We start from the raw sequence: 21,129 nt of genomic DNA, 5'->3' as shown, positions 1-21,129 counted from the left end.
TTGACGTTGGGTTAACTAGTCAAAAATACTGCGCTCTTGAGAGTTCCGCTCTAAAGTATCGATCCGACTCTCACAGAGAGCTATTTCTACGACCAGTTCTTTTTGCTGCTGTTTTAGTCTCACCAACTCATCTGGATCAGTTTCATCACCTATCAGTTTTTGAATTTCCAATTTATCCCTTACAGTTTTCAGCGCGCGAATGCAGTCAAGGCGACGAGAATGGATTTCGCGGATTAGTCTCGACTTGTCGTCTGCGTCACTTTTTTGAATTGCTTGAGCCGCTGCTATAGCATCCATAATGCTACGACTGTTTTCTGATACATGTTTCACGGCGTTGCGAGCGGCATCGATAAAATCTGATGAACGCTCCTTTTTGTAGTCAGCCTTAACTTCATCAACTGTTGCAGCGCTGACCTTTGAACCGAGTTGCTTTTCAGCGAGTTGCACAAATTTATCGGGTGAATAAATCAATATTGATTGCATTGTTTCTGTGCAAAACTCGTCAATCAACTCCGGTCGCGGAGATATGGTTCTGCCGGACTGTTTTTGCCACCAGTCTTCTTTGGAATCGTCAGTAACAAACACTATGTCGACCTGAGTTTCCTTCGCGCGGGCTATCGTCTGCATCCAGAGGATCAGATCACCGTATACGCGACGCTTGTCTGTGTTTGTTTTAGGGTCTTTAATCTTGTCCTTGTCTTTGTAGCCGGGCGGAATGCTCTCCGCGTATCGATCAACCCCATCCTTGAAAAGCTGGTCCATAGCTTGAGCGTCGAATGGGCCTCCGACGCGACCCTCAAAAACATCAGCAAGAGTTTCTTTGATATCGTCTCGGTTAAACCGAGTTTCCTGACTCTTCCTGCTTTTCTCAAGCTCTTTAGAGATCTTCTTTAGGACATTGGAAAGCTCATTGTGGCTCTCTTCTGTTAGGAATGGATGCCTGTTTGACCCGGAGAAACGCTCCTCAATCTTCGCAAGTTCTTCCCCAGTCGATTTGTAGGCCCGCTCTTGTTCACTGATCACACTTAGGCGATTGCCAAAAAACTCAAATGCACATTGTTCAGGAATCCAAACCCGGTCTTTGATACCCGTAATGATCCGCACAAACTCTTTTCGTGTCTTATCAGAATAGCGATACAGGTTCAGCAGCACATTGGCGTCAAACACAAAGGTCGCCGTTTTCCAAAGCTCATCGATGGTTTCCTGAGTTTCGCTAAAATGGCCCCGAAATTTTGAACGCATGAACTGCCCCTAGAATCTTTTGATGGACTGTGATCTGGCGAACGGAAATGTGCAACCCATAGAAGAATCTCGTCAACTTGTGCCGCGGCTAGATCGTTCCCGGGGGCGCGATAGAGGTAGTTACAGCCTCCGCTAACCGGCCCCAATTGGGTCGAACGACATCCCGTTAAGAGTCTGCCGAACGGCAATCTTAAAATCGAGTTGCGCTTAGTTAGATCTGTGTCCAAAAGTGCGATATCAATTAAGGATTGATTATCGTGAAGAAACTTCTCGCTCTCGTTATTTTGGCAGGCTGCACCGAAATGACCGACTACTACCCTGATGCGCAAACCATAGAGATTGATGGACGGACGTTTTTTGTGGCCGCTCAGCCGCGCAATGGTCCGGGTGTTTATCTGGCCGGTCCCAATGACCCATCGGGCTCGGAGGTTTTCCTGTCTTCGGACATGACGCTGCCCGCCGCCAATGTGGCGGCGATCGAAAAGGTCACGGGATGCCCGGTATTGCGCGAAACCATCCGCAACGTGCAGACGGGGACAACCTTCGCGGCGGTGCGGTGTTGATCAGAAAGCCGAAATAGTAAACCCGCCAGTTTGCACCGGCGGGTTCATCGTTCAGGAGCGTCCGATAACCAGCGTGCACTTTGCCTAGTGCAGCAGAACAACTATAGCTACTCGCTATGGGAGCGCACTAAGCGGCTAGCTTGTAGTAGTCTTCGCTCGTTGCGTCCGCCTGGACTACACTAGCAACACTTGAGATCAGTGTGAGCTTTGGTCCGATTGCCTTGAGGCTTGGAGTGACGCCAATGGGCATCGGTCCATCGTCTAATCTACTAATGTCAGATAGTTTTACGTAAGCAGAGTTTACTGCATTTCCTGACTTTGAAAAATAATCAAAGGCGAGCGAATTACCGTTTAATTCTACCAGTATATCAACATCATGTTGCGTGGTGGATCGTCCGACTATTTTTGCGTGTTCAATACGTGTGTAGTTCTTAAATGCTTCACCGACGCGTCGAACAAAGCGCTCGTGTGCCCTGTCCACAGACACTGCAAACGAACGTTCGAGAGTTTCGTCAATGACTTCTTTTGTCAAAGATGCCATGGCAATAATAGCGCCTTTAAGCCGATCACGCGCTACTCTTAGAAACAACATCGAGCAACCATCGAATTCTGCGCCGTAACGTTCACATTTTGCCTTAGCGACACTAGTAAATGTCCGCTCATTTGCAGCTGCAGTGCTCACCTCGTGGTATGCCATGCCGTCGTCTGTGACGAGAAAGGTTTCCCCTCCTTCAGACCAAACTGAGACGTTGATCAAAGAACCATAAATGGTCACCACGGGCATTTGGATCACTTGCCGACCATTGATTAGATGAGAAGTGCACAAGTCGCGCACAACATCATCCAACGAACCGGGGATTGTCCCGACTCCTTGAAAATTTATAGATGTGCGCTGAGTTGCCATGGTGGTGACGGAGCCTCTTCCAAATTTGTTACGTTCATAAGTCTAGCACAACATTCAAGCAAAGCACTAAAATCGTGTGGTGGCGGATGCGAATTTACTGCGATTGGCAAATTCATTTTTATGAAATCCATCGGATTTTCGAAGCCATCGTGTAGTAGTGGATTGTGATAGTGAGTTCGACCCGCATCTACAAACTGAAAATCTCCACAGAGAGAATTGACGTTCTGATGAGTAGATCCCCTCCAATCATACCGCGCGATGTTCTTAGGGCCGATACTGGTTTCCATGCACAGTCCGATGGAAACCATTTCGTCTGGCCGGTCCCGAAGGCACTTCATATACAGTTCCACTCCGGTCACTGTGCTAGCGCCAGCCATAACGGCCGTTCTAATCTCCAAGGTTCCAGCCCGGCTACCGGCACGCCAAGTAGACAAATCCACGGCTGCTTTGTCCGTTAACATTAGTTCTTCGATCTGTCTGAAGCTAGGATCGTTGGGCAATGGGAATTCTCGGATTCGTTCGTAACATTTGAACCAAACCGCAATGATTCTTCAATGTCTAGATGTGGTGCTTCGATTGCGTAACTCATTTTAAAAAAAAACAATTTGACCCGACACAAGCGCAATAACCTGCCAGCTTGCACCCGCGGGTTAGGTATTGGTCAAAGTTGGAACTGCTTACATCATTGGCAGCGGTAGGTGCGCTCCAGCCAAGAATGATAAGGACCGGCGGTATAAGTGCGCTGATTGGTGAAACCTGCGGCGCTCTTACCCAGCTCCTCGCACTCTCGGAAGGCCATACCGTCCATGTGAACCGCCATCTGAGCCACCTCCGGTGACTGACGATCCATGTTGCCGATATTGGCCTGAATGATCACTCCATTGGCGTTGCTCTGCGACACCTCGTAAAACATTCTATCCGGGCTGAAGGTGCAGGCTGACAGGCTTGCGATTGCGATAATGCCAATACGTTTCATTGCAGTCATGCCGCCTCCGCAACCTGAGCCTCATCCAGCACCGACACCGGCCAGATTTTCCCAATCTCACCGAGAGCCGTGACGATCTCGGTCTCAGGGTCAGTGCCGCATTCTTCGAAGGGCTCAGACACCAGCTTTTCCAGCTTGGCTTTCAGTGCGTGGTAGATGTGATCCGGCAGATAGATTTCTTGGGTATTGGTAGTAGCCTGCACGAAACTATTCCTCTTTAAGATGATTTGGTGTGCGCAGACTCGCATGATTGGAATCTGGATCGCAAGAGAAAATTTGAATTAAATCATTGTTTTAATTATGTTTAATTGCTTACTTGTCGCTGAAAACATGAACCCTGCGCCGATTGGCTTACATCGCATTGATGATCCAGTGCCGGGTTCGGAGAGAAGGTAGTTGGAAGCCCATCCTTATCCGTTAAATTACAAGAAATTTTATGTCAGATGTTGAATAAATTCGTTTTGGTCCCGGTGTTTTTCAGCGAGCGCGTGCAGCTCTGGCAGAAATGTTTTCAGGTCTATTTGTTTATCGCCGCCCCGGACTAGCATAGGCCGCGAGCTTGTAAGTGCTTCAGGCAGAGATCATCTCTGCCGCAAGTCCTGCGCGCTGGCTAACGCTCGCTTTCGGGCGCTTCGCGCCCACCGGTTCTGTTTCTTCTGCCGGCAGAAGCATGAAATGCTCGGAATGAATGACTATCAAAAATCCCTGCAGAAATAGGACTTTCCCCCCAGGACAACACAAACCTTTTCTGTGATGTCCTGGGGGAATAATCTGCATATAACAGGTGGTGAAGAGCTTCTAACACTAGGTGGCTTCCATTGACCTAGCAGCGCTCCGATCCCGGCTTTGCGGCCAAGCGGTTACAGCCTTTCGACTGAGCAACACGTCCGGCTTTCCTCCAACCTAGACGTGATAGGTTGTTGTGACCCGGGTCTAAGCCCGACGCACATTGCAACCGTCTTTCTGTGCCATTTCGTCATACGACTGGCGGCAACCACTTGGGGCGTCCGATGCTTTCCACCGGGGAGCGATCCGAAGTGATCTTTCCTGCACCTTCCAGATAGGTGACTCGCTGCCCGGTCATTTTCCCGGCGCCGGCGTTTCTTGTTGGTCTGGTATGAGGTGTCAAAGAACATAGGCATAGAAGCGCGTTGTTCTTGGCTGACTGCTTGTTGCTTTGTGCTGCCGTAACGGCTTCTTAAAAATATCAAAACTCAGCTTCGCCCACAAGGCGATTTCCAGGGCGAAATGCACTTTTGTCTTTAGCGCGAGAGTTTTGCGTTTGGCACACGGGGCCACTAGGTATGTATAGAACACGCGCGCAATGCTGTAGTCTCCTATGCACATCGCCAGGTCGGCTGGGACGTTCACTGGCTGCGTCCAACGCAGTTTTCGACGCAAGACAGCACTGAATTTACAACGCACGCCCTGAGCGCACTCAGCACTTAGCGAGTTCGGTCACAATGTGACCATTGCTACAGGAGGTTTGGACCGTCCGGATGCTGCGGCGCCAGAACGCATCCCCTTTATCATGCGTGGGGAAACCTAGGACTTCGACATTCTAGGGATCTGGCGAACGGGCTTGAGCGAGGCGCTCAGCCATTCCTCGCCCGCTTGCGTGATTGGGCCCTTTGTTTGCGACTCAACGCCCATCAGACAGATCCGGCTGTTGCTGTTCTCCATTTTTTCAAACCCGAATTGTCCCTTCGACTCACGCTTTGGCCGACCACAACAGAGCCAATAACTATGACTGCTCCCATGGACTGAGTGAGGCTAAGCGTTTGTCCCAAGTATACCCAGCCGAGCACGACAGCTGTTACAGGACTCATCATGCCGAGCATCGAGACTGCACTGGGCTCCAGGCGCGCAATGCCACGAAACCAAAGCGCATAGGTTGCTGCAGCACCGATCAACCCAAGCCAAATAAGGCCGGCGACATTTGTCGCGCTGAGCGCAGGTAGAGGCGGCTCAAGGAACAGTGCGACTGGCAGCAGTATCAAACCACCGGCTGTTAATTGCCACGCTGTGAAACTCAGCGCCGAGACCGGAGGTTGCCATTTCCGGCTGAGAACAGTGCCAGCAGCCATTGACGCAGCTCCTCCCAAACCCGCTGCTATACCGATCCAATCAAGTTGTGCTTCTGGTCCGTTCAGCAGCAGAGACACACCCATTACGCCAGTCGCTGCGGCGCCGAGCGCACCAAGTCGGATTGGGGTTCCCAACCATCCCCACGCCATCAAAATCACGATCATTGCTTGCAACGATCCCAGGGTGGCGGCCACACCACCGGGCAACCTATACGCAGCAACGAAGAGGAGCACCCAGAACAGAGCGAAATTGAGGCTGCCTAAAACGAAAACTCGACCGAGCCATTCGCGTGATGGAACACTGCGCGTCATTGCAAGCAGCAACAAGCCAGCAGGCAGAGCTCGTAACGCAGCCAGGGTAATCGGATAGCCAGCCGGGAGCGCTTCGGTAGTTACCAGATAAGTGCTTCCCCATACCGCTGGGGCGAGTGAGGTGAGTAGAATATCGGTTGAGCGTGACATGGTATGTCTCCCGGCTGAGGCGTTTGAGAATTTGAGTGAGACGTCAGAGGCGCGCGGGTTACGCTGCTTTCGCTTGGAGGTTTGATCCAACGAGGCACGCTGCAATACTTGCAACATGAGCGCCCTGGAACCGCGCTCCGGCTAGGTCGGTTTCAGTAGGTGTGCGGGAACCATCAGCACCGGCGATCGTTCCGGCACCATATGGTGCGCCGCCAATGATTTCTTCTGATGTAGTCTGGCCAGCAAATGTGTATGGCATTCCGGCAATCAGCATCCCAAAGTGTTGAAGAGGGACTTGCGTTGTCAGAAGGGTGGCCTCGTGCCCACCGTGTTGCGAACCTGTTGATGCAAAGACCGCCCCGACCTTACCAACCAGTGCGTTCCTTGCCCAAAGCCCTCCGGCCTGATCAAGGAAAGACTTCATTTGGCCAGCCATCATGCCAAATCGGGTCGGTGTTCCAATGATGATTGCATCATAGTTTTCCAGATCTGTCGGCAAGGCGGCAGGTGTATCATCTACGACATAGCCAGCCTGCTGGCGGACTTCCTCAGGGACAGTTTCGGGCACACGCCGAACGTCAACTTCGGTGCCGGGAACACTTCTGGCGCCTTCAGCTTCGGCATCGGCCAATGTGCGGACATGGCCATAGCTTGAATAGTAGAGAACGAGAATACGTGACATAGGATACCTCTCAGGGCTGTGACTTGTTCCCTGAGAGAATGGAATTTGTTGCGCCGCCAATTAAGTCGCGCTCTTTGACATCACTCTTTACCTGTATTGAATAATGTCAGGACCTGAGAGCCAGACGCAGATGATCAAGAAAGGCTGTGACCTTTGCATCCATTCCCAAGCGAGATGCAGTAACGGCGAATACTTCCGGCGCGGGCAGTTCGTGGTCAGGAAGAACTCTCACCAAGGCCCCGCTAGCTTCAGGAGCATCAGAAACGAACTCGGGCAGAGTTCCGATGCCTTGCCCGGCTATCAGCAGATCACGCAAAACGAGGCTGTTACCAACCCTCACACGCGGATCAAGTTCCAATGATGTGACGCCGTCGGCGGCCGAGAGCTTCCAGCTCGTCAAATGATCAGCAAGCAAAAAGCCAATGATAGCGTGGTTTTTCAGATCCGCCGGCTGGGTCGGTGTCCCACATCGCTCCAAATAGTCAGGAGACGCAAAAATCCGCTGTCGCATCACGCCGATCCGTCGCGCAACAAGGGCCGAGTCCGGCATCGCGGCTCGGATTCGTATCGACAGATCGAACCCGCCCTCGACCATATCGATCACCTTGTCGTCCATCGAAAGAGTAAATCGCAGATCTGGATAGGTTTCCAGAAAATCAGGAAGCATCGGTGCGATAACGGTTTGGCCGAAGGAGCTTGACGCATTCACCCGAAGGTGCCCACGCATCGCTTTTGAACCTTCCCTAATGGTCTGTTCCGTTTTTTCGACTGCGTCGAGTATTCCAATTGCATCTTCGTAGTAGAGACTGCCGGTGTCAGTCAGTGACATGGATCGGGTTGTTCTGGTGAGGAGGACGGTTCCCAGACTTTCTTCCAGAAGCTTGATTTCTCTGCTGAGAAGCGCAGGAGAAACACCAAGATCTTCCGCCGCGCGGGCAAAGCTGCCACGTTCAACGATGCGGCGAAAGGCTTGCATGACTGACAGTTTGTCCAACTCCTGGCCCCCGAGCAGTTTTTTGAGCCGCCCAATTGGGCGTAACGACTTGCAAGTTATACGACCGCGAGACTGGTGCGAAGGGGCGACGCGCCTGTGTTTCTTGCGTTGATTTCCGGGCGATTGCCAGAGAATAACCATCACTCTATTTTCGGAGAGGCTAGGAGTAAGGCGCAATGGCAAAATCTAAGAACCCGCTTACACCGAAAAGTGTTCCAAGCCGGTCGAGCAATGAAAACTCGGATCGCCCTGTCAATAGCAATGCTAAACCAGTGAGCGACGCTGCTAGTGAGCCAACTCGGCAAGAAAGACTTAGGGCGATTGCAGAGGATGCGGAAAGACGTCTCAAAGGTTCAATGAAGCTTCTCTCTTGAAGTCGCAACACGAACTTCCAAAGAATTTTCAGCACATACAATAAAAGTGCAGCCTTCTTTACGCTCCACGGCGAGTTACCGGTTTCCCAACGAGCACTTAGAAGCAACGGAGCATACAAAAGTTCTGGTAAACATAAGCGCAAATCGGGTGCCGCCCCTGAACACTCCTCCCTACGATCACCTTCTCTCTCTAGCACCCAGTTAACTTGGCACCTCTTACACTTGGTTTTCGCTCTCTAGGGCGCTGTTGCATGTTGGTGCTATCAATCGTGATTGCGATCTAGGTGCATCTATTCCCTGTCTATGAGCAATCGTCGGTTTCTTCTCTCCGGAGTAGCTCAATACACTGCCTGGCATAGACCTGTGCTTACGCTCTCAATGTGGTTCTCTCTCCGGAGAGTTGTGAGCAGGCCTGAGTTACGTCCGTTCTCTTATTTGTGTCTGGGTCCTGGGTCGTCTGGCCTGTGTTTCGTCGCTGTGCACGCTTTTCTGGCCTATCTTCGGATATGTGTTTTCTGAGAACCTTTGTTTAATGGGTTTGTCTGGTTCAAAGGTTTACATTTTGGTCTGAAAAACCTGATTTTGGGTGAAATCTGTCAACTTAATGTAAACTTAGTGTAAACCTTTGGCCTGATTTTGGGGTGTTTTTGAGGAAGAAAGGTTTACATCCGTCGATCCCGCGAGGGGCAGATGTAAACCTTTGTCAACCTTGTGCAACCATTGAGGAGTGCGAGGAATCCACATTGCGAAGAGCAATTTGAAACGCACCTTCTCTTTTGTCTGAAATCCGGTAGCTATCAAGGAGACACTAAAAGAGAAAATCCGGCGAGCAATGATAACGAACGGTCAGGTGGACATTTCGCGCTTTCTTGAGCGCTGTGTATCGATTGACCTGGAAGTGGATCCTAAATCCGCTCGGATATTCGCATTCGCTGCCACAACGAACGATGACTCCAGACCGGCTCTAGTTGAAAAAAGCAGCTCCGCCTCAGCACTGTCGCAGCTCGACACATATTGTAAAGGTTTCGACAGTGTCATCGGCCACAACATCTTGCACCACGACCTGCCCCACCTGGCCGCTGCAGCGCCCCGCTTTGCCGCCTTGTCAGAGGCACCAATCGACACACTCTGGCTCAATCCTTTGGCCTTCCCGCGCAACCCCTATCACCATTTAGTCAAACACTATCACGACGGACGGTTGCAATCGGGTCATGTCAACGATCCCGAAAAGGATGCACGTCTGGTCTTCGAGGTTCTGCAAAACCAGATCGAGGCGTTCGCCAAGCTAAACACAACGACCCCGGATGCGCTGACAGCCTATCATTTCCTTGCCACACGCCCCCCACGCAGCGGAGGGTTTGACGCACTTTTTACTGCTGTGCGTTGCACTAGCAGACCCAATAAACAAGAAGCCTTTGACGCCGTTCGCCGCCTTTTGGCTGGACAAGTCTGCTTGCATCGGCTCGAACAGACTCTAAGCCGGATGGAAAACCCGAACCTTGCCTGGCCTTTGGCCTATGCCTTGTCGTGGATTTCTGTTGCTGGCGGCGACAGCGTCATGCCTCCCTGGGTTCGCATGCAATTCCGCGAAGCTTCTCTGATTGTGCGTCACTTGCGAGAGGCTGCTTGTAATGAGGACTCTTGCCAATGGTGTGTCGAACACAACAATCCTAAAAGGGCGCTGGATCGCTGGTTCGGCTTTCCGTCCTTCAGACCCGAACCCGTGGACGAATTCGGTCAACCCTTGCAGGAACGCATTGTGGCTGAAGCGATGGCAGGCAAAAGCGTTCTGGGCATCCTTCCGACCGGAACTGGCAAGTCAGTCTGTTATCAGATTCCAGCCCTTTCACGGTTCGACAAGACCGGTGCGCTAACCGTCGTTATCTCACCGCTAGTCGCACTCATGGCAGATCAGGTGCAGGGCCTGGCGAGAGCCGGGATATCCTCCGCCGTCACGATCAACGGCCTTCTGTCGCTGCCTGAACGTCACGACGCTCTGGACAAAGTGCGCATGGGTGATGCTGCGATCTTGATGATTTCACCCGAACAGCTTCGCAACAAGTCAGTTCGCAGCGCTCTGACACAACGCGAAATTGGCCTTTGGGTGCTAGACGAAGCACATTGCATCTCAAAATGGGGCCATGATTTTAGGCCCGACTACCGCTACGTCAGCCGCTTCATCAAAGAAAACTCCGGCGATGCCCCCGCTCCGATACTTTGCCTTACCGCCACTGCCAAACCCGAGGTAGTGCGCGATATAAGAGAGCATTTCAAAACACGACTGGATCAGGATCTGATCCTGCTGGACGGTGGTGCGTCGCGCACGAACCTTTCTTTTTCGGTGCGTGAAACCCAGCGCGCGACGAAACTCGCAGATATTCTGAACGCGATCGAGCAGGGCTTGCCCGCCTCTGGCGTCTCCGGAGCCGTTGTCTATTGCGCGACCCGAGGTGCGACAGAACGCGTGGCCGAATTCCTAAAACAACAGGGTGTCAGCGCCGAACGTTTCCACGCTGGCCTACCTCCCGAAGAAAAGCACGAGATCCAAGAACAATTCCGGACCGGCGAATTGCGCGTGATTGCTGCGACCAACGCCTTTGGCATGGGCATCGACAAACCTGACATCCGCCTAGTAGTCCACGGCGACGTGCCAGGCTCGTTGGAGAACTACTTACAAGAGGCAGGACGCGCGGGACGCGACCGCGACCCCGCTAGCTGCGTGTTATTGTTCAACATAGAGGATGTTGAACGCCAATTCAGCCTTTCGGCCCGCTCCCGCCTTGCGCGGCATGAAATAGGTGCCATCCTTAAAGCGCTACGTCGCTTGGATATGCGCACTCGAGACGAAGGTAAGATCGTCGCCACTCCGGGCGAGATTGTGCGAGAAGAAAAGGACTTTGAATTTCTGCGCGATAACAACACTGAAGACACGCGCGTAAAAACAGCTATTGCTTGGCTCGAGGAGGCGAGCCTGTTGCGGCGTGAAGAAAACAGCGTGCAAGTCTTCCCCGCCTCCTTACTCGTGCGCGATGTGAATACCGCAGCCGCGTTGTTGGAAAAAGCAGATATCTCGGGCACTCGGCGCAAACAACTGCTGGCAATAGTGCGCCATATCGTAAACACACCAGTGGGAGAAGGAGTTTCCACCGACGAATTAGCAGGAGCTAGCGGGCTCTCCTCCGCTGAGTTGCGCAAAGCGCTGACCGATCTGGAGGCGATTGGAATTGCCAGCGACGACACCAATATAACCATTTTTGTGCACTATGGCGTGACCGACGCATCGCAAGCCCGCCTGGATCGGGCCGCGCGACTAGAAGAAGACCTAATCGCCGTGATGCGCGAAATGGCCCCAGATGCCGATCAGGCTGAACCGATTCCGCTCAACCTGTCCATTGCCTGTCAGGAATTGCGACAGCGCGGCCATGGCGAGGTGCGTCCGGATCTGGTGGAGACCCTGCTGCGCGGTATGGCACAGGATGGACGTGATACGGAGGGAGGGCGTGGCAACCTTTCTCTGCGCAAATCAGTGCACGGTAGCATCCTTGTGCGACTTCAACAGTCTTGGCGCTTTGTCGCTCAAACCGCAGAGTTGCGCCATCAGGGTGCACAACGCCTGCTGGCGCATCTTCTGACCCTGGTGCCGAAAAGCACGCACGGCAAGGACATTCAGGTCGAGACCACTCTGGGAGCGATGCTGTCCACGATTACCGGCGACACGCTTTTGCGCACCAGCATCAAAGACCCAAACCGCTTAATGGACCGAGCACTTTTGTGGATGCATGAACAGCAGGTGATTACGCTGGGACGCGGACTGTCCATCTTTCGCCCTGCCATGACGGTGCATCTTGGCTCCAAAGGCGGTGGTTTCACCGTCCAGCATTTCGCACCACTTGAGGAACACTATGACGAACAGACCATCCAAACCCATGTGATGGCAGCCTACGCGGAAAAAGGACTGGAAAACATTGAGACAGCGCAGCGCTTGTCCGACGACTATTTTGTGCTGGAGCAAGACGCCTTCATGCGCCGATGGATGCCGGGGCGCGGGACCGAATTCCGGCGTCAGGCCACTGGTGCCACCTATAAGGCAATTGTCGACAACCTGGGCAATCCGGTGCAGCAAAAAATTGTGCGTGACAACCGGGAACAAACCAACGTCCTTGTGCTAGCAGGACCAGGCTCGGGCAAAACACGAGTCCTGGTTCATCGCATCGCTTATCTGCTGCGCATCAAACGCGAGGATCCCCGCGGTATCCTCGTGCTGGCCTACAACCGTCACGCAGCCGCTGAAATACGTGAACGCCTGCGCCGGTTAGTTGGAGATGACTCAACCTTAGTAACCGTCTCAACGGTGCATTCACTGGCTATGCGCCTGATCGGAGCTAGTTTCGCGGGCATTCAAACAGCCGACATCCCCGATTTCAAAGGTCTATTGCAAAAGGCCGCGGCACTGCTACGGGGTGACGGTCTAAGCAAGCAAGAAGCCGAGGCGCTGCGTGAAACACTGATACAGGGGTATCGCTGGATTTTAGTGGATGAATATCAGGATATCGGTCCAGATGAATACGGGCTGATCGCTGCTGTGGCAGGGAGAACTCTGGATGATCCCGATCTGCGACTCAGCCTATTTGCCGTGGGTGATGACGACCAGAATATTTATGCTTTCTCCGGTGCATCGATCCGCTACATCCGCCAGTTTGAACAGGACTACGCTGCAAAACCGGTTTTCTTAACCGAGAACTACCGCTCTACCGGTCATATCGTCGCCACCGCCAATGCCGTGATCGCAGGGGCCGCCGCGCGTATGAAACTTGGCCACGATATTACCGTAGATCAGGCCCGGACGAAGGCTGACGCCGGTGGATCTCTGGCAAAATTGGATCCAGTAGCTCAGGGCCGTGTGCAGATCCTTGAGTGCCCAGCTGGTAATGAAGAGCAGGCTATGGCCGCACTAGACGAGTTGATCCGCCTCTCTCGTCTCGACCCCGATTGGACATGGTCACGCGCCGCGATTATCTCGCGCGATTGGCGAAAGCTGATACCGGTGCGCGATTTTGCCGAAAACCTCGGGATACCGGTTGAAATGGCTAACGAAAACATGCCTAGCCTATGGCGGATGCGCGAGATGCAGACGTTTGTCAAAGCCCTACGCGAGACACCCTCAGAGCTTTACTCGATCAATAAGTTGACCGAAGTGCTGAACACACTTTCGCATTCGCGCTGGACCGATCGTATTGGCGAAGGATTAGGCCTACTAGCACGCGAGGTTGGGTCGCGCAGCCTGCCCGTCCCAGACATTGTCGAATGGTTCGCGGAATGGTCCCGTGATAGCTGGGATGAACAAAGAGGATTAAAGCTGCTGACGGCCCACCGCGCAAAAGGCCTGGAATTTGACGATGTAGTTATACTCGATGGCGGGTGGGAGCGGCCCTCGCGGTCCGAAGATCAGGACGCACCCCGTCGACTGTTCTATGTCGCTATGACACGTGCCCGCCGCAGCCTTGTAGTAATGAGCAACGACAACCATGAATACCTACCAACAGGAGCACCTTCAGTTCTCACCCGTAGCGTGACGCCTGACATGAACGCGTTGCCTGGTCCCCGTCGTTTTTTTCAGGCGGCTGAGGCGCGGATGGTTGATCTTTCCTATGCTGGACGCTTGCATCCAGGCCACTCTTCTCTGAGTGCTGTTAATGCGGCACGCGTCGGCGATGCAGTGTTATTGGTAAAGGACGGCGACCGCTGGTTGCTACACAACGAAAAAGGGCAAGTGCTGAGCCGCATGTCCAAATCCTTCGCACCACCGCCAAATACCAGGTTTGAACGGGGTGAAGTCGCCGCTATCCTTACATGGCGAAAGGAAGACTCTGGTGAAGCCTTCCAGCACACTCTCCGCCGCGATGCATGGGAGGTGGTTTTGCCGGAGCTCATTTTCGTGTCCGTCAACTAGGACATCACTTACAATTCTTTGTTTCCAGATGGATCCGGCGAAGCCCAGCACTTCAGCCATTCCCCAACACAGTAATGCTTCGCATTGTCATCAAGCTCTCCGAGGCTCGCACAAGCGCCGCAACAGCTGCACTCGCCGTAGTGTCGGTTCAGGATCGCTTCCGTTGCTCACGTCACGGAGGAACCGCATCCAGGCGCGCTCATTCAATGTCAGGACATCTTTCTGGTCATACATGGCACCTACTTCCCAAAGATGGTCTTGATCGCCGTCTCTGACCGGCTGGTCAGCCTAGGATCAGTGTTGTTGGAAGCCCTGCAAATTGCTTTAAGCCAACCAAGCTCATTCGAAGTGACAGGTTCTCCGAACACCTCGACAACTGCCTCAGCTGCAGTCAGGCCGATCGACTGCTCAATTGCGAGGCGCATAAGGTAGGCAGCGTCGCATTCCAAAGCTTTCGCCAAAGCCGGGACGCGATCCAATGCCACCTTGGAACTTCCCTGCTTGATCATCGTGATCATGTTCGGGTTGACGTATCCCACCTGGGCCGCGATCTCGGCTTGGCTCTTGGTAGGTTTCAGTTCGAGCACCCTCCGTTCGACATACGTCGCCATCCGGGTGTCTCCATACGGTTTATTTGTCATCGCTACCTCTCAAAAGTGACGCAGCACGTGCTGCATGTCTTCTCTATAGCGATGCTGACAATGGGAGTTGTGGCGGGAAGAAATCAGCGAGCTAAAGTGTTTAGCCAGTTGGGAACAACTCATTCTGAGTCGGTCTATCTATCCGGGCGGAAAAACGGCGGTCTTTTTTACTGTTCCATAGACAAAGCTGGTATCGATCGAGGCTATCCCACCGATCGGATGAATTCGGTGACGAATAAATTCCTCGTAGGCCTCGAGATCCGATACCAAAACCCGCAATTGGTAGTCCATTGCCCCGGTCAGCACGTGGCATTCAAGAACTTCATCGATCATCCGAACGCGTTTCTCGAAGTTCTGAACGTCCGTTTCGTTGTGTCGTTCCAACCTGATACGCACGAAAACGGTAATGGCCATCCCATACGCGGCAGCGTCTACGTCGGCGCTGTATCCCTTTATCACTCCGTTGGCTTCAAGGTTTTTGACCCGGCGCAAACACGGTGAGGGAGACAGGTTCACCTCGTCAGCAAGATCTTGGTTCGTCATGCGCCCGTCCCGCTGTAGCGCTCGAATGATCTGCCTGTCCTTAGCGTCCATTTCACCCTCTTTCTTAGCAGAAAATGCCAATATTGCTACTCATGTTGGTATATTTCGCAACCATTAGCCCAAAGTAAAGGCGCAAACTAGCTTCAGCATGATTCAGGAGCTTCTAATGACTCGTCCAACCGGATTTGCCACCCGCGCCATTCACCACGCTTACAACCCTCTGGAAAATGACGGTGCGCTGACGCCACCCTTGCATTTGACGTCCACATTTACCTTCGAAACCGCAGAGGCTGGTGGAGAGATGTTCGCGGGCGAGCGTGAAGGTCATATCTACAGCCGCATTTCGAACCCCACATGCGACCTTCTTGAACAGCGTATTGCCGTGCTTGAGGGGGCCGAGGCCGGGCTAGCTCTCTCAAGCGGCATGGGGGCGATCACGGCAGTGCTTTGGACCCTGCTGTCGCCAGGTGACGAAGTCATCGTGGACAAAACGCTCTATGGCTGCACCTTCGCCTTTATGCGCCACGGTTTGGCAAAATGGGGTGTCACGATCACACATGTCGACATGACAGACCCTGAGAACCTGAAAGCGGCCGTTTCTGACAAAACCCGCGTTGTCTATTTCGAAACTCCGGCCAATCCGAACATGCGCTTGGTGGACATCTCCGCAAGCGCCGCAATTGCGCATTCGGTCGGCGCAACAGTCGTCGTCGACAACACTTATGCCAGCCCGTATCTAACCCGCCCGATCGAGCATGGTGCAGATATCGTTCTGCACTCCGCTACCAAATATCTCGGCGGACACGGGGATGTGGTGGCCGGTCTGGTGGTAGGAACCGCCGAACAGATTGCTGAAATCCGCCTTGTTGGGATGAAGGACATGACCGGAGCGGTAATGGCCCCTTTCAACGCGATGCTGATCCTGCGTGGTCTGAAGACACTGAACCTGCGTTTGGATCGCCACTGTGCGTCCGCCAAGGTCGTCGCGGAATTCCTCGAAGCGCACCCCGCCGTCGGCGAGGTTTATTTCCCCGGGCTTGAGAGTTTCGCCCAGCATGATGTCGCACATCGCCAGATGTCCCAACCCGGTGCTATGATAGCGTTTGAAATCAAGTCCGGCCTGTCCGGTGGGATTGATTTCATGAACCGCCTGCACATGATCCAGCGTGCAGTGTCGTTGGGCGACGCGGAAACACTGATCCAGCACCCGGCATCGATGACCCATTCGACATATACGCCGGAAGAACGGGCCGAGCATGGGATCAGCGATGGCCTGATCCGCCTGTCCGTCGGGCTGGAGGATGTCGAAGATATCCTTGCAGACCTAGAGCAGGCTTTGCCCTACCCTGCTCGCAGCGCCGCCTAAACCCGGAGACCACCATGCACATTGATCCCACCCAACTAAAGATCGTCGAACAGCGCCTGCTGTGGTTGTCTCATTGGATGATCCACCATGCCAACCATGTCCGACCAAAGGTGGATGGGATCAAAATCGGTGGCCATCAGGCTTCGTCTGCGTCGATGGTATCGATCATGACCGCGCTCTACTTCTCAGCCTTACGCCCTGACGACCGGGTTGCAGTAAAACCGCATGCGTCGCCGGTGTTTCATGCGATGCAGTATCTCATGGGTAATCAGACACGCGAGAAGATGGAGAATTTCCGCGGATTTGGCGGTGTGCAAAGTTATCCCAGCCGGACCAAGGACATTGACGATGTTGATTTCTCGACCGGGTCTGTGGGTTTAGGCGTCGCGATCACCTCGTTTGCCTCGATCATTCAGGATTATATCAAGGCCAAAAGCTGGGGGACAGACGCCCCGATGGGGCGCATGGTGGCCCTGGTAGGCGATGCCGAGCTGGATGAAGGCAACGTCTATGAGGCGTTGCAAGAAGGCTGGAAAAACGACCTGCGAAACACGTGGTGGATCATCGATTACAACCGGCAGTCTCTGGACGGTATCGTCCGGGAAGGACTGTTTGAACGGATCGAGAAAATCTTCGATGCGTTCAGCTGGGATGTCGTTCGTGTCAAATATGGGGTTCTTCAACGCGCGGCCTTTGAAGAGCCCGGCGGCGACCGACTGCGCGACTGGATCGATGCTTGCCCCAACCAGGATTACTCCGCTTTAACTTTCATGGGTGGTGCGAATTGGCGACAGCGCCTCATGGACGATCTGGGGGATCAGGGGGATGTGACCGCTCTGATCGAGCGGCGCACGGATGCAGAGCTCGCGGCCCTTATGGAAAACCTGGGCGGCAACTGCGTCGAGACCATGGCCCAGACATTTGCCGCCATCGATCATGATCGCCCAACATGTTTCCTGGCCTACACAGTCAAAGGATGGGGCACCCCTATTGCAGGCCACAAGGACAATCACGGCGGGCTGATGAACAACAGCCAGTTCGCCGCATGGCAGTCGCATATGGGTGTGCCGAAGGGCGAAGAATGGGAGCCCCTCGCGACGGTGCAAGATCCAGACGCATTCGAAGGTTTTTTGGCCAGCACCCCGTTCTTTGCCAAAGGTCCGCGCCGCTATTTTGATGACAAATTGGATGTGCCGCCAATCGAAATCGACACCAGTCGCGAAATCTCGACCCAGATGGCGTTTGGCAAGATCCTAGACGATCTATCAAAGGGCGACAGCCCATTGGCTGAACGCATAGTGACGACCTCCCCAGATGTGACAGGCACGACAAGCCTTGGTCCTTGGGTGAACCGGCGCAAGCTCTTTGCCCGATCCGAACAATCCGACGCCTTTATAGAACACCGGATTCCTTCGACGGCGAAATGGGAATTCACGCCGGAAGGGCAGCATATCGAGCTTGGTATCGCCGAAATGAACCTCATGTTGCTTCTGGGAGCGGCGGGTCTGTCGCATTCCCTGTTCGGTAAGAGGCTGATCCCAATTGGCACCGTCTATGATCCATTTGTCAGCCGCGGTCTCGATGCGCTAAACTACGCCTGTTATCAGGACGCGCGCTTCATGCTGGTTGGCACACCATCGGGTGTCACACTCGCACCCGAAGGTGGAGCACACCAATCTGTTGGCACACCGCTGATCGGGATGAGCCAGGATGGTCTGGCCGCTTTTGAACCCGCCTTTGCCGACGAACTGGCGGTGATCATGGAATGGGCATTTGACTACATGCAGCGCGACGGCGAAGGGCAGCCCGATGAGCGCACATGGCTGCGCGATGAAACCGGCGGGTCTGTTTACCTGCGCCTGACCACCAACCCGATTGAACAGCCCGGCAAACGTGTCGACGACGAGTTCCGCCAAGGTGCCATTGATGGAGCCTATTGGTTACGAAAACCCGGATCCAATTGCGAAGTTGTAGTCGCCTATCAAGGAGCAGTCGCGCCGGAGGCAATCAAGGCTGCCGGTATGATTGGTGAAGGCCGTCGCGACATAGGTGTATTGGCCGTGACATCCGCAGATCGCCTGAATGCTGGATGGACCGCCGCTCAACGAGCGCGTTCGCGCGGCAACCAAGCGGCACGCTCTCACATCGAGACCCTGATGTCCGACCTTCCGCCACACTGCAAGCTTGTCACTGTTATCGATGGTCATCCTGCGACTCTATCCTGGCTCGGGGCAGTGCTAGGGCATCAGACTATTCCCATGGGCGTCGAGCATTTTGGTCAGACCGGAACGATCGGCGATCTATATCGCCATCACTGCATCGACGCAGACGCTATCCTGGAAAAAGTGAGTGGCCTGACTCATGGCAGGACTCTTCACAGTGCATAAGTGGGCTGGATCTGGGCAAAAATATAGAAAGCAAACTAGCACTGATCATAGACCAAGATAACTTTCGGCCAATGTAGACAGTGCTCTTGGGTTCAATGAATCTGCCGGACCTGAACTTGGCTGGTTTAATTGGAGGCGACGCTCAAAAAACAGGGTTCCTTTGATTAAAAATCAATAAGTTGGTCCTCTGCACCGATCTTCGGGAGGCAGGGGTCGGAGGTTCGAATCCTCTCACTCTGACCAATAAAAAAGGCGCGCGAGAGCGCCGTGTAACTGGCTAGACTGCAACGAGAAATCTCGCATGAGCTACTTCAATATGTAGTGAGGTAGTCTGTTGATTGCGTCGATCTTGGTTTTCAACGTCACGTCGCCGTAATCGTCACCCGCCGTTTTCCCGGCATGGCCCTGAATGGCATCAACAACGCGATCTGAGATACTAAGTTCGCGGCACTGCGTTTTGAAACGGTGCCGCCACGCATGGTTAGGCAACAACCCTTCTGGTGTAAGCCCGGACTTGCTCAGCCATGCTGCCAACTGATTAGCGATACGCTTCGCCTTGCGTGAATAGTCCTCTTGTTTCGTGCCGCCGTGGAACATTGGGCCGGTTTCATGGGCTTCAACAAAGTCAATGAAGCCTTCGCTTATGATTTGGGGATGCAGCGGAGCGTCACGATATCCACCTGTCTTAACTGAACCGGCGTCGGGCGTAATCCGAATAACCCAATGCTCATCGATCTTGCGCACGTCTTCTTTGCGGAGCTGAGTAATCTCTGAGACGCGCGCGCCAGTGAAGGCGCATATTAATGGTGCCCACCGTTTGGCGGCAACCAGGTGTGATTTCTCCCTGATATAGCCGCGCTCATCTTCGTTGGGTTGGTAGGATCGGCTTGCATTCAAGACCTTGTTTGCCTCGGGATCTACATATCCACGTTCCCGAGCGTGTTGTTTTTTAGGTTTTGCCTGCCGCACGTTGGCTGCCGGATTCTCATCCAGGAATTCATTCTCGACTGCCCACGAAAATAGTGACCGGATGGTTGAGAGATACACATCGCTAACCGTCTTGGCCGACAAGTCACGCATCAGGTGATCACGCCACGCCAGCAGGTTTTTCTTTGTTACTCGTGCTGCGTCGTTGTGCTTTAGGTATTTGACCAACTTATCGATGACCGGCTGTTGTCGACCTGTGCCAGACCGCATGAATCCGGCTTGCTGGCGGTGCGCAACGTAGTCCTTCCAGAGCTGTTTGATGCTGACCGGCGTAGGGGCGTTTTCCGGAGGCTGTGCGTTCACAATGATTGGCGCTGTGGGTGTGCCCGTAAAATCACCCTCATCGCGCTCTAGGGAGCGCGCAAGGGCCTCAAGCTCTGCTTGGCAAAGGGCACGGGCTATCGCTCGCCATTCGGTGCTACCCGGTGCCGCATCCACATTGCCAGCAGCCCGGAAGCGTTCAATCTGTGCGCCGACCAGTTCGCCTAGTTCAGCGTCATTGGCATTCCCGGCTATGGCAGCGCGCAAGCGGTCAACCAGTAGGTCATCAATGCCGACAGCAGAATAGCGTGGATCATTTCTGAGTTGATCATCAAAGGCCATGCGCTGGTGATAGTGGCTGTGTGCGATCTGACCCGGTGTTAGAGGGAAGCGGGCAGGGGCGTTTGGTGGTCGGTTTGGGTTCGCCTTTTGCTCTGCCACCGCGATCTGATGCTGAATCTGCGTAACTGCGCCCGGCAAAAGTTTGAGCGCTTCGCGGTAGTCACCACCCAGAGCGATGCGTAGCTCGGTCTTCCCGATGATTCCGCGCAGGTCTTTCGGAACCACAACACGTGCATGATACCGCCCGGAACGGTTGACGAGGTGACGAATCTTACCTGCCATGGAAACACCTTTTGTAACCAAAGTTGTAACCTTCAAACGGACATAACGCCCTGTTTGCAAGGGTTTTCTTTTGTTTC

General features: G+C 53.7%; 14 protein-coding genes. 4 read left to right on the top strand and 10 right to left on the bottom strand.

All coding sequences use genetic code 11. The annotated features are described in order from the left end of the window. Positions 1–15 precede the first annotated feature (15 nt). Entirely contained in the window at positions 16–1,242 is a 1,227-nt protein-coding gene (locus tag ACR0L9_RS14215) for a PIN-like domain-containing protein (protein ID WP_480895919.1), read from the bottom strand. Between the two features lie 257 nt (positions 1,243–1,499). Between ACR0L9_RS14215 and ACR0L9_RS14210 the strand changes: the two genes are divergently transcribed. Beyond that, a complete protein-coding gene (locus tag ACR0L9_RS14210; protein WP_480895918.1) occupies positions 1,500–1,805 on the top strand; it encodes a hypothetical protein in 306 nt (101 codons plus the stop codon). A 127-nt stretch (positions 1,806–1,932) separates the two neighbouring features. Here the strand turns inward: ACR0L9_RS14210 and ACR0L9_RS14205 are convergent, their stop codons facing one another. The 6 genes from ACR0L9_RS14205 to ACR0L9_RS14180 all read right to left on the bottom strand — a co-directional run bounded on the left by ACR0L9_RS14205 (position 1,933) and on the right by ACR0L9_RS14180 (position 7,919). After that, on the bottom strand, positions 1,933–2,709 hold the full coding sequence (locus ACR0L9_RS14205; RefSeq protein WP_480895917.1) for a hypothetical protein: 777 nt from the start codon (positions 2,707–2,709) through the stop codon (positions 1,933–1,935). Positions 2,710–3,391: 682 nt separating this feature from the next. Next, complete coding sequence (locus ACR0L9_RS14200; RefSeq protein ID WP_480895915.1) at positions 3,392–3,694, bottom strand: hypothetical protein; 303 nt, start codon at positions 3,692–3,694, stop codon at positions 3,392–3,394. After that, the gene (locus tag ACR0L9_RS14195; RefSeq protein ID WP_480895914.1) at positions 3,691–3,897 is read right to left on the bottom strand and encodes a hypothetical protein; all 207 of its coding nucleotides are present in this window, start codon (positions 3,895–3,897) and stop codon (positions 3,691–3,693) included. The genes ACR0L9_RS14200 and ACR0L9_RS14195 overlap by 4 nt, the downstream gene beginning before the upstream one ends. A gap of 1,449 nt (positions 3,898–5,346) precedes the next feature. Further along, a complete protein-coding gene (locus ACR0L9_RS14190; RefSeq protein ID WP_480895913.1) occupies positions 5,347–6,243 on the bottom strand; it encodes an EamA family transporter in 897 nt (298 codons plus the stop codon). Between the two features lie 58 nt (positions 6,244–6,301). Beyond that, positions 6,302–6,925, bottom strand: coding sequence for an NAD(P)H:quinone oxidoreductase (gene wrbA / locus ACR0L9_RS14185; protein WP_480577271.1), 624 nt, complete (start codon positions 6,923–6,925; stop codon positions 6,302–6,304). Positions 6,926–7,031: 106 nt separating this feature from the next. Then, the gene (locus ACR0L9_RS14180) at positions 7,032–7,919 is read right to left on the bottom strand and encodes a LysR family transcriptional regulator (protein ID WP_480895912.1); all 888 of its coding nucleotides are present in this window, start codon (positions 7,917–7,919) and stop codon (positions 7,032–7,034) included. 1,206 nt (positions 7,920–9,125) lie between these two features. Between ACR0L9_RS14180 and ACR0L9_RS14175 the strand changes: the two genes are divergently transcribed. After that, entirely contained in the window at positions 9,126–14,243 is a 5,118-nt protein-coding gene (locus ACR0L9_RS14175; RefSeq protein ID WP_480895911.1) for a RecQ family ATP-dependent DNA helicase, read from the top strand. 239 nt (positions 14,244–14,482) lie between these two features. Here the strand turns inward: ACR0L9_RS14175 and ACR0L9_RS14170 are convergent, their stop codons facing one another. Both ACR0L9_RS14170 and ACR0L9_RS14165 read right to left on the bottom strand, forming a co-directional pair. Continuing rightward, on the bottom strand, positions 14,483–14,884 hold the full coding sequence (locus tag ACR0L9_RS14170; protein ID WP_480895910.1) for a helix-turn-helix domain-containing protein: 402 nt from the start codon (positions 14,882–14,884) through the stop codon (positions 14,483–14,485). Positions 14,885–15,022: 138 nt separating this feature from the next. Continuing rightward, complete coding sequence (locus ACR0L9_RS14165) at positions 15,023–15,478, bottom strand: Lrp/AsnC family transcriptional regulator (RefSeq protein WP_170554944.1); 456 nt, start codon at positions 15,476–15,478, stop codon at positions 15,023–15,025. Positions 15,479–15,593: 115 nt separating this feature from the next. On the opposite strand from ACR0L9_RS14165, the gene ACR0L9_RS14160 reads away from it, so the two are divergent. Together ACR0L9_RS14160 and ACR0L9_RS14155 are read left to right on the top strand one after the other, a co-directional pair. Continuing rightward, the gene (locus ACR0L9_RS14160; RefSeq protein WP_480895909.1) at positions 15,594–16,793 is read left to right on the top strand and encodes a methionine gamma-lyase; all 1,200 of its coding nucleotides are present in this window, start codon (positions 15,594–15,596) and stop codon (positions 16,791–16,793) included. A gap of 14 nt (positions 16,794–16,807) precedes the next feature. Beyond that, positions 16,808–19,180, top strand: coding sequence for a 1-deoxy-D-xylulose-5-phosphate synthase N-terminal domain-containing protein (locus tag ACR0L9_RS14155; protein WP_480895908.1), 2,373 nt, complete (start codon positions 16,808–16,810; stop codon positions 19,178–19,180). Positions 19,181–19,486: 306 nt separating this feature from the next. On the opposite strand, the gene ACR0L9_RS14150 is transcribed toward ACR0L9_RS14155, so the two are convergent. Next, positions 19,487–21,052, bottom strand: coding sequence for a DUF6538 domain-containing protein (locus tag ACR0L9_RS14150; protein ID WP_480895907.1), 1,566 nt, complete (start codon positions 21,050–21,052; stop codon positions 19,487–19,489). Positions 21,053–21,129 lie beyond the last annotated feature (77 nt).

It is taken from the genome of Ruegeria sp. I3 (genome assembly GCF_056532525.1).
This window is presented reverse-complemented; position numbering and strand designations above follow the sequence as displayed.